Genomic DNA, 14290 nt, shown 5'->3' with positions numbered 1-14290 from the left:
GGAGGGAGGTTGGAAAGACAAAACCCGGCCGTAAGGGGCCGGGTTTTAAATCAATTTAAAATCAGGAAGCATCCGATGGCTCGTCGGGCGCCGCAGGTTTCCGACGTGGCGGCCTTGGCGCCCGTTTCGGAGTAGCAACGGGCGGCGCTGTGGTTGAATCAGCGGGCTTTGTGTCTGGCTTCCGCCGACGAGCTACCGGGGGCTTACTGGCAGCGGCTGTTTCTTCTGCTGGATCAGGCGCCTGAGCAGGGGCTGGTGCTTCAACCGGAGCCGCTGGCTTTTTCTTGGCTTTGGGGTTGCCCTTATCAGGCTGGCTTGTAGCTGTTGGCAGTTGTTCTGTTGCAGCTACCGCTTTTTGAGGTTTAGGGCTGGCAGGTTTGCGCGCTGGTCTTTTAGGAGTTGGAGTTGATAGAGCCGGAGTAGTTTCCGTCTCATGGGCTGCTGAATCATTCGGTTCTACTGCTGCGGCAGGAGGTAGCTCCGTTGTTGCTGCTGGGGTTGCCTCTGTCGGCACAGCTTGGGATATACTTTCCTCTGCGGCCGGAGTAACTGGCGCAACAATAGCTGGCCTTATACGGTCTGGTTTGGTGTTGAGGGTAGCTTGACCAGAAGCACTCAAGCGTCCGGAAGCGCCAGTGCCTTTAACAGGAGGAATGGCACTAACGACAGGCAGACGCGTAGGCTCTACAGTATCCTGTACGGGTACAGAATCCGTCGGAGCAGTCACGATAACCGATGATTCAGCTACGGGAGTGACTGGCTCCGGAGTTGTGGCGGTAGTTTCTGGTTCAGGTACTGATGGTTCCACAGGAGCAGACGCTGTGTCTACGGGCGTAGCATACAGCGTCTTTATCCTGGAGTCAGGACGACGGGGTTTGCGCAAAGCAGCAGCTCGAACTTCACTGGCTGAGCGTCCCGTCCGAACGGGGCGCTGCACATTCACCGAGGGCTGTTCATCCACAACGGCTGCAGCAGAGCTTTCTTGCTCGGTAGCGGGTAATTGTGGCTCTGCTGGCACGGTAGCTTCTATAGTCTCTGGCTCATCAGGTGTGAGCAGGGCTATTGGCTCGGCATTAGCTGGCAGTGAATTTTCTGCAGTTTGGTCGCCTAGCCCATCAGTTGGTGTTTCGTTTGACTGTTTGCGGCCTCTACCACGTCGTGAATTCCGTTTCCGGCGTTCCATAGCAGTTTGCAAAGGCGCATCTGGATTGAATGTCAGCGTGACATTGGGAGAAGCTATTTCTTCAAATACCACGACTTCTGCTACTGGCTCCGATTCCACTTGGCTTACATCTTCAGCCACTGGTTCAGCGCCAATAGCCTGTGCAGCGGCTTCTTCAGCCAGCCGAGCCGCATGTTTTTTCTTGTTACGCTTTGCCCCACCCCGGCTACGCCGTCTCTTTTTGGGCTGAGCCACTTCTTCCATGGTTTCCACCAGAGTTTCAGCTTCGCTCAAAGGCTCTGTAGCATTCGGTTCTACCTCAACTGTTTCAACTACTGCGTCTAATAGAATAGTATGTTCTGGAAGAGGAGTTGGTGCGCTCGTAAGTGTTTCGCCCACATCAATGCGCTCCTCATCGTCATCTTCCTCTTCAGACTCGGGTACGGGCTCAGGTTTTGGAGCCGGCAAGTTTTGTAGTTGCCGACGAACATCCAGAATCTCCATCCGCATATCTGCCTGTCCGGCCAACTTCTCCAGCTTCTCTAGCGTGCTAGTCAAGAACTGCCGGTGCTCAGGAGCCACCGGATACAGCGGCCGATGGTTGAGCGCCTGCCGTACAGCATCCCATTCCTTACGGAATCGCCCAAATTCTACATCAAAGTAAGTTCGAGCAAACCGTTCCCAGATGTAGTCTTCTGCTACTGGGGAGGGATGCAGCATATCGGCCGCATAAAAGCGGTAATCACGCAAATCATCCAGTAACAGCTCGTACGCTGGAAAATAAGATACATCAGGAAGCAACTCGCTTAAATAGTGGCAAGCTACCCGTAGCACTGATTTGCTCACCGCGTTCAACGGTAGCGTATCTTTCAAATGCCGAACCGGACTAACCGTCAGTACGAATTGCAGCTTCGGGTTGCGCAACCGCAAGTAGGCGTGTGTTTCCGCTATAGCATTGATAACCTCGTCAGGCGTGAGTAATTCTTTCGTGAATTTCTCTGCCGGCATTTTGTGGCAGTTGCTAACAAACTCATCGGTTTCTTTTAGGCGGTAAGCCCAAGCTGACCCAAGAGTTATGACTACCACATCAGCCGTAGCTAAAAACACACCTGTGTCTCGTAACTGCTGCTGCAGCGTCTGGAGCAACTCCACGGGAGAGTCGGCCCCTAGCTTCGCGTGTAGGTCATAGCTCTGCCAGCGCCCTCGGGCCTCTACCAAGTGCTGTTGCCAGTCCGTATCCTCACCAGCGGCTGCCCGAAGCAGCTTACAGGCAGAAAGCGGATTGAACACCGTGCCAAAGGGGTTGGTCAGCGTGTGTACTTTCGTTGCCTCCAGCCGGCTTCCAATAGTATCGGAAAAGCAAGAGCCAATCGTCAGTACGCGCGCGGATAGCGGCAACTGGTGCGGAATGGGAGTAAAAGGTAATTCAGTACGGAACATTCCAAACAAATACGGCCAAATACAGCCAACGGACAAGCAACCTACTCAACATCGTTCGTTCAGCCAAAAACGAGGCCTACCGAAATCAGCTGTGTGGAGTACAGCCGAGTTATTTTTACTTATTTAAATAGGTTAGTAACCCCTCTAACGCAAGACAAGCAATGAGAGGATACCTGTTCTTTTCCAAGAACTTAATCAAAAAAGGCCCGACTGCGAACAGCCGGGCCTTTCTCGTAATATAAGTAAGCTTACTCAGCTACCACGTTGAAGCGCACTTTGTGCTTCACTTCGCGGTGCAGGTCCACGGTAGCAGTGTATTCACCTACTGCACCAGGCTCCTGATCGAAAGAGAGACGCTTACGCTCTACGTCGATGCCTTTGTTCTTCAACGCTTCAGCAAGCTGGAGAGTGGTTACACGGCCGAAAATCTTGCCGCTTTCACCAACCTTAGCAGGAATCTCAAGCACTACATTGCCAATCTTGTCGGCAATAGCCTGCGCGTCACCTTTGATCTTGTCAGCCTTGTGAGCAGCCTGACGGATGTTCTCGGCAACAATTTTCTTGTTGGTCTTATCGGCTAGAATAGCCAAACCCTGCGGGAGCAGGAAGTTGCGACCGTAGCCTGGTCTCACCGTTACGGTGTCGTTCTTGTAGCCCAGGCCCTTTACGTCGTCTTTCAGAATTACTTCCATGATTATTTAAATTGTTGATTGTTAGCTGTTGAATTGTCGATTGAAAAGAGTCCTGAGAAGTCAGTCACTTAGCAATCAACAAGCAACAATTCAACAATCATCTATTTTAAAGAGTCGGTTACGTATGGCATGAGAGCCAAGTGACGGGCTTTAGCCACGGCTTGAGCTACTTTACGCTGGAACTTCAGGCTGGTGCCTGTGATACGGCGGGGTAAGATGCGGCCCTGCTCGTTCACAAACTTCAACAAGAAGTTCGGGTCTTTGTAATCAACATACTTGATACCGTTCTTCTTGAAGCGGCAGTACTTTTTGCGGGTATCCTGCTTGTGGATACGTTCGTTGGCGAGGCTCATGGGGCTAAATTACTGGGCTACGGCTTCCGATTGTTTCTGGGCTTTCTGCTGGTTCATCTCCCCGTTGCGGCGGCGCTGGCTGTAGGCTACAGCATGCTTGTCCAAAACGGTGGTGAGGAAGCGGATGATCCGCTCGTCCCGGCGGAAAGCAAGTTCCAGCGTGTCCACGATGTTACCCGAGCCAGTGAACTCCACGAGGAAGTAGTAGCCCGTATTTTTTTTCTGAATTGGATACGCCAATTTTTTTAGGCCCCAAGCTTCAGTGTTGATGATGTCGGCGCCATTTTCCTTAAGCACCTGCGAGAACTTCTCGACCGTCTCTTGCACTTGGCCCTCGTTCAGCACGGGAGTCAAAATGAAGACCGTCTCGTAATTTCTTACTTCCATTACGACGGGGTAGAATTTGATTGTGAAAAAATTAATGAGCCGGCAAAGATACAGTTTTTCCCGCGCGCTTCCCACCTTCAGTGATAAAATCTTTCTAAGTTACAGTTCTTAACAATTTGGGTGTCAGTTAGCAAACCTTCGCCGTGCGAAATAGGTTAGCTAAATGACAAGCAGTCGTGGGCTGGTAAGTAGAGGGAAGCCGGGTTAGGTCTGCTTGCTGCACCTATAGTATAAGGTGCAAGACAAATGGTATCAAGAATGATTCCAAACAAGCTCAGCTAGGCGAGAATTAGGCTTTTCTGGTTTGTTCTCTACGATTCCTGACCTACATTTGTGGCCTTGAAGCACCCCCTCGCGTTTCTTTCCTTATAGTAAAAATGTGCTATGAATAGCATTCGCCTTCGTTCCTTTTCTCACCTCTTTTTAGCTCTGTTTCTAACGTTTACCGCCGTGGGTAATTCCTCGGCGCAAGACGTAGGCGCGGCTCCGGCCGTGAGCCAAGAAGGGGTAACCCCAGGCTCCACTGACGGAGCAACACCCGCCGCTGCTGCTGCCCCCGCTGCAGGAGCAACTCCCGGTGCCGGTGGCGGCGACGCAGCTGCCATTGCCGCTGGTGACGCATTATTCAAAGGCAACTGTGCTCAGTGCCACGCTGTGAATGATGTAGTAGTTGGACCAGCCTTGGCTGGCATTACCAAGCGTCGTCCGGTATCTTGGCTGATTCCTTGGATCAAGAACTCCAGCAAAGTCGTGGCCAGTGGTGACGAGTATGCTGTGAAGATCTTCAACCAGTATCAGAAGCAGCAGATGCCTAGCTTCCAGCTGTCAGATCAGGAAATCACTTCTATTCTGGCTTGGGTTACTTCCCAAGAAGGTGGAGGAGCATCCGCTACAGGTGGTGGCACTGGTGTCAACAAAGACAACCCTGCAACTGACACCAAACTTGGTGAAGGAGGCGAAGGTGCCGCTGGTGCCGGACAATACGCTGACATCCTTCTGATTGTGTTGGTGGTTGTTCTTATCGTGCTTGTAGTGACGTTGGTTATTATTGCCAACATCATGAAAGATGTCCTGCGTGGTCGTAAAGACCTCGATGGCCGCGACGTAGAAATTCTAGAGCAGCGTTTCGATTGGAGCAAGCTGTACAAGTCTTCTGCTATTCGTATTGGTGCTGGTGTGGTATTCACCTTGGTGTTACTCTACGAATCAGTACAAGGAGCCATGGGCATCGGTTTGATGCAAGGGTACCAGCCTACGCAGCCCATTGCTTTCTCACACAAATTGCACGCTGGCGAACACCAGATCAACTGCGCATACTGCCATACTTCGGTTTATAAGAGTAAGTCAGCAAACATTCCATCGGCCAACATCTGTATGAACTGCCACTCGCAGATCAAAACAGAGTCGCAGGAAATCAAGAAAATCTACCGTGCTATTGAGCGTAAGCAGCCTATCCAATGGGTACGTGTACACAACTTGCCTGATTTGGCTTATTTCAACCACTCCCAGCATACGCAGGTAGGAGGTATTGAATGCCAGACTTGCCACGGCCCTATCCAGAATATGGAAGTGGTATATCAGTACTCGCCGTTGACTATGGGCTGGTGCATTAACTGCCACCGCGAGACGCCACTCAACACAAAGGGTAACGGGTACTACAATAACTTGGTGAAGTTGCATGACCAAGCCAATGGTGCTGCTCCGTTCACGGTATCGTCAAACGGCGGTACGGAGTGCTCGAAGTGCCACTACTAAGTTGCTAGGAGCGTGCTAGTCTATTTCTTATGGACTGGCACGCTCCCTTCACAAAGCTTTAACAATAAGCCTTAAAACTTGGGAGTGATATGGAGCCAACATTACACTCCAACTGCCCAAGACCCTAAGTCCCCATAACAAATGCAAGAATCGCCCAAGTACTGGAAGGGAATTGAGGAATTAGAGAACTCGCCAGAGTTCGTGAAAAACGCGTTCAGCGAATTCTCGGACTATCTGCCCATAAAGGAGTCCCGTGGTTCTTCGGATACCTCGGCTGCTCCACGCCGTGACTTTCTCAAGCTCATGGGTTTTGGTATCGCGGCTGCTACATTGGCTAGCTGTGAGGCCCCTGTTCGTAAGGCTATTCCTTATTTGAACAAACCAGAAGAAGTAGATCCAGGCATCGCCAACTTCTACGCATCTACTTATTTCAACGGTACTGACTATAACAGTATCCTCGTAAAGACTCGCGAAGGGCGTCCAATCAAACTGGAAGGTAACCCTGAGTCTCCTGTAACACGTGGTGGCTTATCAGCGCGTGCTCAGGCTTCCGTTTTGAACTTGTACGACAAAGGCCGTTTGCAGCACTTTGCTATCAAGGGCCAGCCAGCAGAGAAAGATCGGGTCGATCAGGAAATTCGGACTAAGCTAGCTAGCGCTACGGGCCGAATTGCCATTGTGTCGCCAACTATTATTAGCCCTAGCACAAAGCGGGTTATTGCTGACTTCGCAGCTCGGTACCCAAACACCGAACATGTAATGTATGATGCCAACTCACAGTCGGCATTGCTACGGGCCAACGGTGGAGTGCTGCCTGCTTTCGATTTCAGCAAAGCCGACGTTATTGTAAGTTTAGGTGCTGACTTCTTAGGTACCTGGATTTCTCCTGTTGAATATGCTTCACAGTATATCACGAACCGCAAGGTGTCTAGTGAGAAGCGGAGCATGTCGCGCCACTTCCAGTTCGAGACTATGTTGTCTTTGACTGGCTCAAATGCTGATATCCGTGTTCCAATCAAGCCATCGGAAATGGGTGCCACCACTTTGGCCCTGTATAACGAGATTGTAGGAGGCACTAGCAATACAACCAACAAGCAGTTGAAACAGGCTGCTGCTGAGCTGAAGGCTGCTCGCGGACGCAGTTTGGTTGTTTCAGGTTCCAACGATGTAGCAGTTCAGACGTTGGTGGCCGCTATCAACCAGAACTTGGGCAATGTTGGTACCTCTGTTGACTTAACCAATGCTTCGCTTCTGCGCCAAGGAGATGATGCTCGTTTGCTACGTCTGGTAAACGACATGAACAGCGGCAGTGTAGGCGCAGTTATTTTCTACAACGCTAACCCAGCCTACGATCATCCTCTGGCTGAAAAAGTAAAAACAGGTATTGCTAAAGTTCCCGTCAGCATCTCTTTGAACGACAGATTAGACGAAACTGGAGCTCTTTGCTACTATGCTTGCCCTGATCATAACTTCCTCGAATCGTGGAATGACTATGAGCCAAAGCGTGGTTTCTTGAGCTTAGCTCAACCTGCTATTTCACCGCTCTTCGCTACTCGTCAAGCACAGGATAGCTTGCTGACGTGGGCTGGAAGTCCACAAACCTACTACAACTACTTGCGCGATTCGTGGCGCAAAGTATTAACCGGCGACTTCCAGAAAGCTTGGGACAAAGCAGTACATGATGGAGTAGCTGTTGGCACTTTGTCTGCAGCGGTACAACCACAGCTAGCACCTGCTTTGGGCATCGATCAAGCTGTTGCGGCCGTATCTGCGGCTCCTAAAGTGTCGGGCGTTGAGTTGTGCTTGTACGAGAAAGTTGGTATCGGTCCTGGTAGCTGCGAAGCTAACAACCCTTGGCTGCAAGAGTTGCCTGATCCAGTAACCAAAGCTACTTGGGGTAACTATGTTGCTGTACCACGTGATATGGCAGTAGCCAACAAGTGGGAGCAAAACGATGTACTGAAGGTTACGGCTAACGGTAAGTCAATCGAACTTCCTGTGTTGATTCAGCCTGGACAAGCAAAAGGTTCGGTCAGCATTGCCCTTGGCTACGGCCGAGAGAAGGCGGGCCGTGTAGGCGACAAAGTAGGTGCTAACGCCTACCCCTTCGTCGTAGTGCAGGGCGGAAACGGACTTGTGTATGCAACGTCGGTAACGCTAGAGAAGACAGATTCCACTTCTCCAATTGCGCAGACTCAGACTCACCACACCATCATGGACCGTAAGTCGGTGGTGCAAGAGGCTACGCTTGCTCAGTATATCAAGAACCCGAAAGAGGTAACCGAGTACGAAACTATTTCGACTCCAGAAGGGCCACAGAAGCCTAACAAGGTTTCGCTCTGGCAGGATTACGAATACAAGAATCACCACTGGGGTATGTCTATTGACCTCAACTCATGCATTGGCTGCGGCTCTTGCGTGATTGGGTGCCAAGTAGAAAACAACGTTGCTGTTGTAGGCAAGCAGGAAGTTATCAACCGTCGCGAAATGCATTGGTTGCGTATCGACCGTTACTACAGTTCAGACGCGCATAAAGAGGACTTCGAGACAAAAGGCAAGCTAGATACCTACGCTGCTATGGAAGACCCTTCGGAAAACCCGTCGGTTATTTTCCAGCCTATGCTTTGCCAGCATTGCAACCACGCCCCGTGCGAAACGGTGTGCCCGGTACTTGCTACTACGCATAGCTCAGAGGGTCTCAACCAGATGACCTATAACCGTTGCGTAGGAACCCGCTATTGCGCCAACAACTGCCCGTACAAAGTGCGTCGCTTCAATTGGTTCTCTTACTACTCGAACGAAAAGTTTGAGGACGTAAACAGCCACATGTTCACGGATCTTGGCCGGATGGTTTTGAACCCTGACGTAACCGTACGTGCTCGTGGTGTGATGGAGAAATGCAGCTTCTGCGTACAGCGTATTCAGCTTGCCAAGCTGGAAGCCAAAAAGCAAAAGCGCCGCACTAGGGATGGTGAAGTGGTAACTGCTTGTGCGCAGTCTTGCCCAACCCAAGCAATTACTTTCGGCGACCTGCGTGACCCAGAAACTCGGGTTGCACAGATCTGGCGTCGTGAGGATGGTGAGCGGGCCTTCAAAGTGATTGACTCGATCAACACCCAACCGAACATTACGTACCTGACTAAGATCCGTAATAGAGAGAAGTCGGATTTCAACGCCTAAGCTAGATTTGGGGTCTTAGAGACTTGGACCTCGGATTTCATGTTTGGCAAAAGAGAGGAAGTCCAGTTCCCGAGTTTCTAAACCCTACTTAACCAATAAATATATGCAGCACGTATCGCCTGTACGGGAGCCGCTCGTAACCGGGGGGAAAACGTACCACGACGTCACACAAGATATCTGCCGTCAAGTAGAGGCCAAACCCAACATCCGTTGGATGGCCGCCTTGAGCGTTGCGCTTTTCTTCCTCGGCGTCTTCTTTTACTCTGTTTACCGCACGCTTTGGTACGGCATAGGAGAGTGGGGACTCAACAAAACTGTAGGATGGGCATGGGACATCACCAACTTCGTGTGGTGGGTAGGTATCGGTCACGCTGGTACTTTGATCTCAGCCGTATTGCTTCTCTTCCGCCAGAAGTGGCGTTCGTCCATCAACCGGGCAGCTGAGGCAATGACAATCTTCGCCGTAATCTGCGCAGCTATGTTCCCTGTGTTACACATGGGCCGTCCATGGTTAGCTTACTGGGTGTTCCCTTTGCAAAACACTTTTGGTTCGTTGTGGGTGAACTTCAACTCCCCTCTGTTGTGGGACGTATTTGCCATCTCGACTTACTTCACGGTATCGCTGGTTTTTTGGTACACAGGCTTGGTACCTGACTTTGCTACCATTCGTGACCGGGCTAAAGGCCCAATTGCTAAAGTTGCTTACTCTTTGCTAAGCTTCGGCTGGAAAGGATCTGCTAAGCATTGGTCACGTTACGAAACGGTTTCGCTGATTCTAGCTGGTGTTTCCACCCCCCTTGTGCTTTCGGTACACACCATTGTATCGATGGACTTTGCTACCTCTGTTGTACCAGGATGGCATACCACCATCTTTCCTCCCTACTTCGTAGCAGGTGCTATCTTCTCTGGCTTTGCTATGGTACTCACGCTGATGCTTATCACGCGGGTAGTGTTCAAGTTGGAGGATTATATCACGCTGGAGCACATTGCTCTGATGAATAAAATCATGATGGTGACGGGCTCTATTGTAGGTGTTGCTTACATCACAGAGTTTTTCATTGCGTGGTACTCTCAGGTTGAATTTGAGCAGTATGCTTTCATCAACCGTGCTACCGGTCCTTACTGGTGGGCATATGCTTCCATGATGACTTGTAACGTTATCACGCCGCAGCTGGTGTGGTTCCGTCGGGTACGTTATAGCATTCCGTTGACTTTCATTCTGTCCATCATTGTGAACATAGGAATGTGGTTCGAGCGTTTCGTGATTATCGTAACCTCCTTGCACCGCGACTATCTGCCATCAAGCTGGGTAATGTTCTCGCCTAGCATTATCGACATCGGCATCTATGTAGGTACGCTGGGCTTGTTCTTCACGCTGTTCTTGCTCTTCGCCAAGTTTTTCCCAGTAGTAAACATGGCTGAAGTGAAAACCATCTTGAAGTACACAGTAGACAATGGCCCAACTTACACTGGTGTCCATGGTCATCACGAACAAGCCCATCAACCTGCCACCCACGGTGTTCCTGCTTCTGCACCCGTAAATTACAACAAGCATGAGTAAGCGCTTTGCCCTCGGCATCTTCGAAGACGAGGACGTGCTTTTGCACGCAATTGAAAATGTCCGCGAAGCGGGCGTGAAAATCTATGAGGTGTTCTCTCCGTTTCCTGTTCACGGCATCGATGATGCTCTGGGAATCGAACGTTCACGGTTGCCCATTGCTGCCTTCTTTTTAGGCATGACTGGTTTAGCCTTTGCTCTCTGGTTGCAGATATATACGTTGGGCTTTGACTGGCCCATGATTATTGGAGGTAAGCCGCATATTGCGCTGCCAGCTTTCATTCCTGTAGCCTTCGAATTGACAGTGTTCTTCACTTGTCACGGGATGGTCATCACCTTCTATACAATCAGTAACCTGTATCCGCGCTGGAAGACTCCAGTACTAGATGTACGGTCCACCGATGACAAGTTTGTGATGGCGATTGAGATGAACGAGAAGACTGATCTTAACCGTCTGACACAACTGCTACGCGCCAACGGTGCTTCAGAGGTGAACGAAAAAGAAATGACTAAATTCTAATGACGCATTCGCTGAAACTAGGTTTGCAAGCGTCGGCTCTCCTGTTTGCCTCGGTGCTAGGTACCGGTTGCAACCGCGCCGATGATCCTGGCGTGGAGTACGCGCCGGAGATGTACTATCCGATTCCGTACGAACCGCTGAAGCAGTTGAACTCTAATACCATCAACCCAATGGGTATTAATCAACGCACCCCAGTAGTCGGTACTGTTCCTTTAGGCAAACTCAACTATTACTCACACATTCCAAAAGATAGTGTTGGTATAGCTGAAAGGACCCTTAAAAATCCTCAGGCTTACACTAAAGACAACCTCCAGGAAGGGCAAACGCTGTATGTGCGTAATTGCCAACACTGTCATGGAGAGCAAGGTGACGGCCAGGGTCCGGTTGCTGCTAAGTTCAAAGGTGTACCTGCTTATTCGGCAGGTGCTTATAAAACCATGAATGACGGGCATATATACCACGTTATTCAGTGGGGCAAGGGCCGAATGATGCCACACGGCTCACAGGTAAACCCTTCGGAGCGCTGGAAAATTGCTATGTATGTACGCATGCTACAGCAAGGAAAAGGTCCTGACGGTATGACTGACTTCTTGAAATCTAAAGGCCAAGATTCCGGACAAACATCGGAATCCACTGATTCACAAAATCAGGGTCCAGTGCAAGAAGCACAGGCCGACAAGGCATCTGATACTCCCGGACAAGGTGGCGTGGAGGCACGAAACGGAACAGCACAACCACAGAACTAATGGCAACACTGACCCATCAAGAAGGTGTAACGGCTGAATACCTCCAGGTTTCGTCGAGTACACGCAAACGATTTATCACGATCATAGTTGCTGGCGTAGTTCTGCTGGTAATAGGTTTGATTCTCGCTACGCTAGGTGGCGGTGAGGCAGCACATGGCGGTGCCGCCGCTGCTCACGGTGGAACAGCTGCTGGTCATGAAGGAACAGCTCATCACGGCAGCCCACTTTGGCTGAAGCGTCTGTTGGTTAGTCTTTGGCACAATAATGTATTCTTCACCGGTGTGTCGGTAATTGGTACTGTGTTTATGGCCATCCAATACGTGGCTTATGCTGGCTGGTCTGTTTTGATTAAGCGCGTTAACGAAGCACTTAGTGCTTGGGTATTGCCCGGTGGAGTTATACTAGTTGTGCTGTTTGGCTTGAGCCTCATCAACAACGACATCTTTCACTGGACGTTGCCAGGCATCATGACCAAGGGCAGCGCTACTTACGATCCTATCATTGCTGGTAAAGCAGGCTTTCTTAGTGTTCCTTTCTACCTGATCCGGACTATATCTTACATAGCCATCTGGGTGGTCTTCACAAATAAGCTGCGTGCTCTGTCTCTAGCCGAGGACTTAAATGGAGGTACTGAGTATTTCCATAAGAGCATCACGGCTTCTGCACTTTTCTTGGTGTTGTTTGCAGTAACTTCCTCAATGGCAGCTTGGGACTGGGTGATGTCTATCGACACGCACTGGTTCTCAACTATGTTTGGCTGGTATGTATTTGCTTCATGGTGGGTGTCAGGCATTGCTGCCACTACTCTTTGTGTAATACTGTTAAAGCAAGCCGGCTATCTTCCTTTCATCCAAGCCGGTCACCTGCATGACTTAGGTAAGTTTATGTTTGGCTTCAGCATTTTCTGGACCTATGTATGGTTCTCCCAGTTCATGCTGATTTGGTATGCTAACTTACCGGAGGAAGCTGTATACTTCAACCAGCGTTTAGGTGGCTTCAATGGTCAGTATACGTGGTTGTTCTTTTTTAACCTGCTTATCAACTTCGCTTTCCCATTCTTGGTGTTGATGACGCGGGACGCGAAGCGGCAAATGATTATGCTAAAGATCGTTAGCATCGCCATTTTGGTAGGCCACTGGTTTGATTTCTATTTAATGATCATGCCGGCAACTATGCAGGCTAACAATGGGTTTGTAATAGAGTTCGGGGTTGCGTTAGTGTTCTTGGGAAGCTTCTTGCTGTTGATGACCAAGCGTCTTACTCAGGCATCGTTGGTGCCGTTGCATCATCCGTTCCTCGATGAAAGCGTTCATCATACAACTTAATTTTTAGGGCCAAGATTGCCGAGTTAAACGCCAGACATTTACCGTCTTTATTTGTTTTAACTTATATCTAGGTTCTCTCTTCAAACCTCTACAGAATGACTGCTCTTGGTATTTTGTTGGTGCTGGTGTTGGTGTTGGTCGTCTTTGGCCTTTTGTTCCGACTCCAGATTCTAACTTCGATTTTTTCTGGTAGCTCGGCGCGTGAACTCGGGACCAGCAACCGCGTGAATGCGGTATTAATGCTCGTTTTCTTGGTCGTAGGTGGTGCTGCTTTCGCTTGGTCGTTTGGCGACAACTACGACAAGATGAACCCACCAATTGCTTCGGTGCACGGTCATGCTACAGAGCGCATGTTCTGGACTACCATGATTGTTATCGGGTTGGTATTTGTGCTAACTCAGGTTCTCCTGTTCTTTTACTCTTACAAGTATCAGCATCAGGATGGCCGTCGGGCTTACTTCTTTCCCCATAACAACAAGATTGAGATCATCTGGACGGTGATTCCAGCTATTGTGATGGCTGCTTTGGTGTTTGCTGGCTGGAAAGAATGGAGCCGTATTACTGGCCCGGCTCCCAAGGATGCTGTTGTACTCGAAGTAATGGGCAAGCAGTTCAACTGGCTGGTACGCTATCCCGGCCGTGATATGAAGCTCGGTGTGGTTAACTACCGCTTGATTGATGCTACCAATGAATTCGGTTTCGATCTAAGTGACAAGTCTGGTCTTGATGACTTTGTTCCTGGAGAAATTCATGTGCCTAAAGGCCACCCAGTATTGTTGAAGATCCGTTCGCGTGATGTATTACACGCAGTGTACATGCCGCACTTCCGAGTGCAGATGTATGCAGTACCTGGTATGCCAACCAAATTCTGGTTTACGCCTACTAAGACTACAGACGAGATGCGTGCTCAATTAGGTAACCCTAAGTTCAACTATGAACTTGCTTGCAATCAAATCTGCGGTCGTGGGCACTTTGCAATGAAATTTACCATTGTAGTAGACGAGCCAGATGATTATGTAGCATGGTTCTCTCAGCAAAAATCCTTCTCGGAACAGAACCCAGATGTTTTGGCTTCTTTCAAACAGAAGGAGGAAAAACTGGTTGTAAAAGAGGCTGCCGCTGCGGTAGCTACGCCTGCTACCAAAGCTTCGCTCTAATTTCACTCAGTTAAT

At 49.9% G+C, this 14290-nt stretch carries 11 protein-coding genes; 7 read left to right on the top strand and 4 right to left on the bottom strand.

Annotated elements, in window-relative coordinates; genetic code table 11:
• Nucleotides 1-61 precede the first annotated feature (61 nt).
• The 4 genes from MTX78_RS17275 to rpsF all read right to left on the bottom strand — a co-directional run bounded on the left by MTX78_RS17275 (nt 62) and on the right by rpsF (nt 4034).
• On the bottom strand, nt 62-2602 hold the full coding sequence (locus tag MTX78_RS17275) for a GSCFA domain-containing protein (RefSeq protein ID WP_243796904.1): 2541 nt from the start codon (nt 2600-2602) through the stop codon (nt 62-64).
• Nucleotides 2603-2850: 248 nt separating this feature from the next.
• Nucleotides 2851-3294: a 50S ribosomal protein L9 gene (rplI, locus tag MTX78_RS17270; protein ID WP_243796902.1), complete on the bottom strand. Its 444-nt coding sequence runs from the start codon at nt 3292-3294 to the stop codon at nt 2851-2853.
• 101 nt (nt 3295-3395) lie between these two features.
• Nucleotides 3396-3647, bottom strand: a complete 252-nt coding sequence (gene rpsR, locus MTX78_RS17265; RefSeq protein ID WP_022822548.1) for a 30S ribosomal protein S18 — start codon at nt 3645-3647, stop codon at nt 3396-3398.
• A gap of 9 nt (nt 3648-3656) precedes the next feature.
• The gene (gene rpsF, locus MTX78_RS17260) at nt 3657-4034 is read right to left on the bottom strand and encodes a 30S ribosomal protein S6 (RefSeq protein WP_243796901.1); all 378 of its coding nucleotides are present in this window, start codon (nt 4032-4034) and stop codon (nt 3657-3659) included.
• A gap of 384 nt (nt 4035-4418) precedes the next feature.
• Between rpsF and MTX78_RS17255 the strand changes: the two genes are divergently transcribed.
• The 7 genes from MTX78_RS17255 to MTX78_RS17225 all read left to right on the top strand — a co-directional run bounded on the left by MTX78_RS17255 (nt 4419) and on the right by MTX78_RS17225 (nt 14275).
• A complete protein-coding gene (locus tag MTX78_RS17255) occupies nt 4419-5789 on the top strand; it encodes a c-type cytochrome (RefSeq protein WP_243796899.1) in 1371 nt (456 codons plus the stop codon).
• A gap of 141 nt (nt 5790-5930) precedes the next feature.
• Nucleotides 5931-8969 (top strand): TAT-variant-translocated molybdopterin oxidoreductase, encoded by a 3039-nt coding sequence (locus tag MTX78_RS17250; RefSeq protein WP_243796897.1) that lies wholly within the window; start codon nt 5931-5933, stop codon nt 8967-8969.
• A gap of 103 nt (nt 8970-9072) precedes the next feature.
• Nucleotides 9073-10530 carry an NrfD/PsrC family molybdoenzyme membrane anchor subunit gene (gene nrfD / locus MTX78_RS17245; protein ID WP_243796896.1) on the top strand — a complete coding sequence of 486 codons (1458 nt, stop codon included), beginning with the start codon at nt 9073-9075 and terminating at the stop codon, nt 10528-10530.
• Nucleotides 10523-11047, top strand: a complete 525-nt coding sequence (locus MTX78_RS17240; protein ID WP_243796894.1) for a DUF3341 domain-containing protein — start codon at nt 10523-10525, stop codon at nt 11045-11047. The genes nrfD and MTX78_RS17240 overlap by 8 nt, the downstream gene beginning before the upstream one ends.
• Nucleotides 11047-11793 (top strand): c-type cytochrome, encoded by a 747-nt coding sequence (locus MTX78_RS17235; RefSeq protein WP_317258910.1) that lies wholly within the window; start codon nt 11047-11049, stop codon nt 11791-11793. The genes MTX78_RS17240 and MTX78_RS17235 overlap by 1 nt, the downstream gene beginning before the upstream one ends.
• The gene (locus MTX78_RS17230; protein WP_243796892.1) at nt 11793-13118 is read left to right on the top strand and encodes a quinol:cytochrome C oxidoreductase; all 1326 of its coding nucleotides are present in this window, start codon (nt 11793-11795) and stop codon (nt 13116-13118) included. Before MTX78_RS17235 ends, MTX78_RS17230 begins: the two co-directional genes overlap by 1 nt.
• Nucleotides 13119-13213: 95 nt before the next feature.
• The gene (locus MTX78_RS17225) at nt 13214-14275 is read left to right on the top strand and encodes a cytochrome c oxidase subunit II (RefSeq protein WP_243796891.1); all 1062 of its coding nucleotides are present in this window, start codon (nt 13214-13216) and stop codon (nt 14273-14275) included.
• Nucleotides 14276-14290 lie beyond the last annotated feature (15 nt).

The sequence above is a fragment of the Hymenobacter tibetensis genome (assembly GCF_022827545.1).
GTDB classification, from domain to species: Bacteria; Bacteroidota; Bacteroidia; order Cytophagales; family Hymenobacteraceae; genus Hymenobacter; species Hymenobacter tibetensis.
The sequence above is the reverse complement of the archived record's forward strand: the minus strand, read 5'-3'. Positions and strand labels throughout refer to the sequence as shown.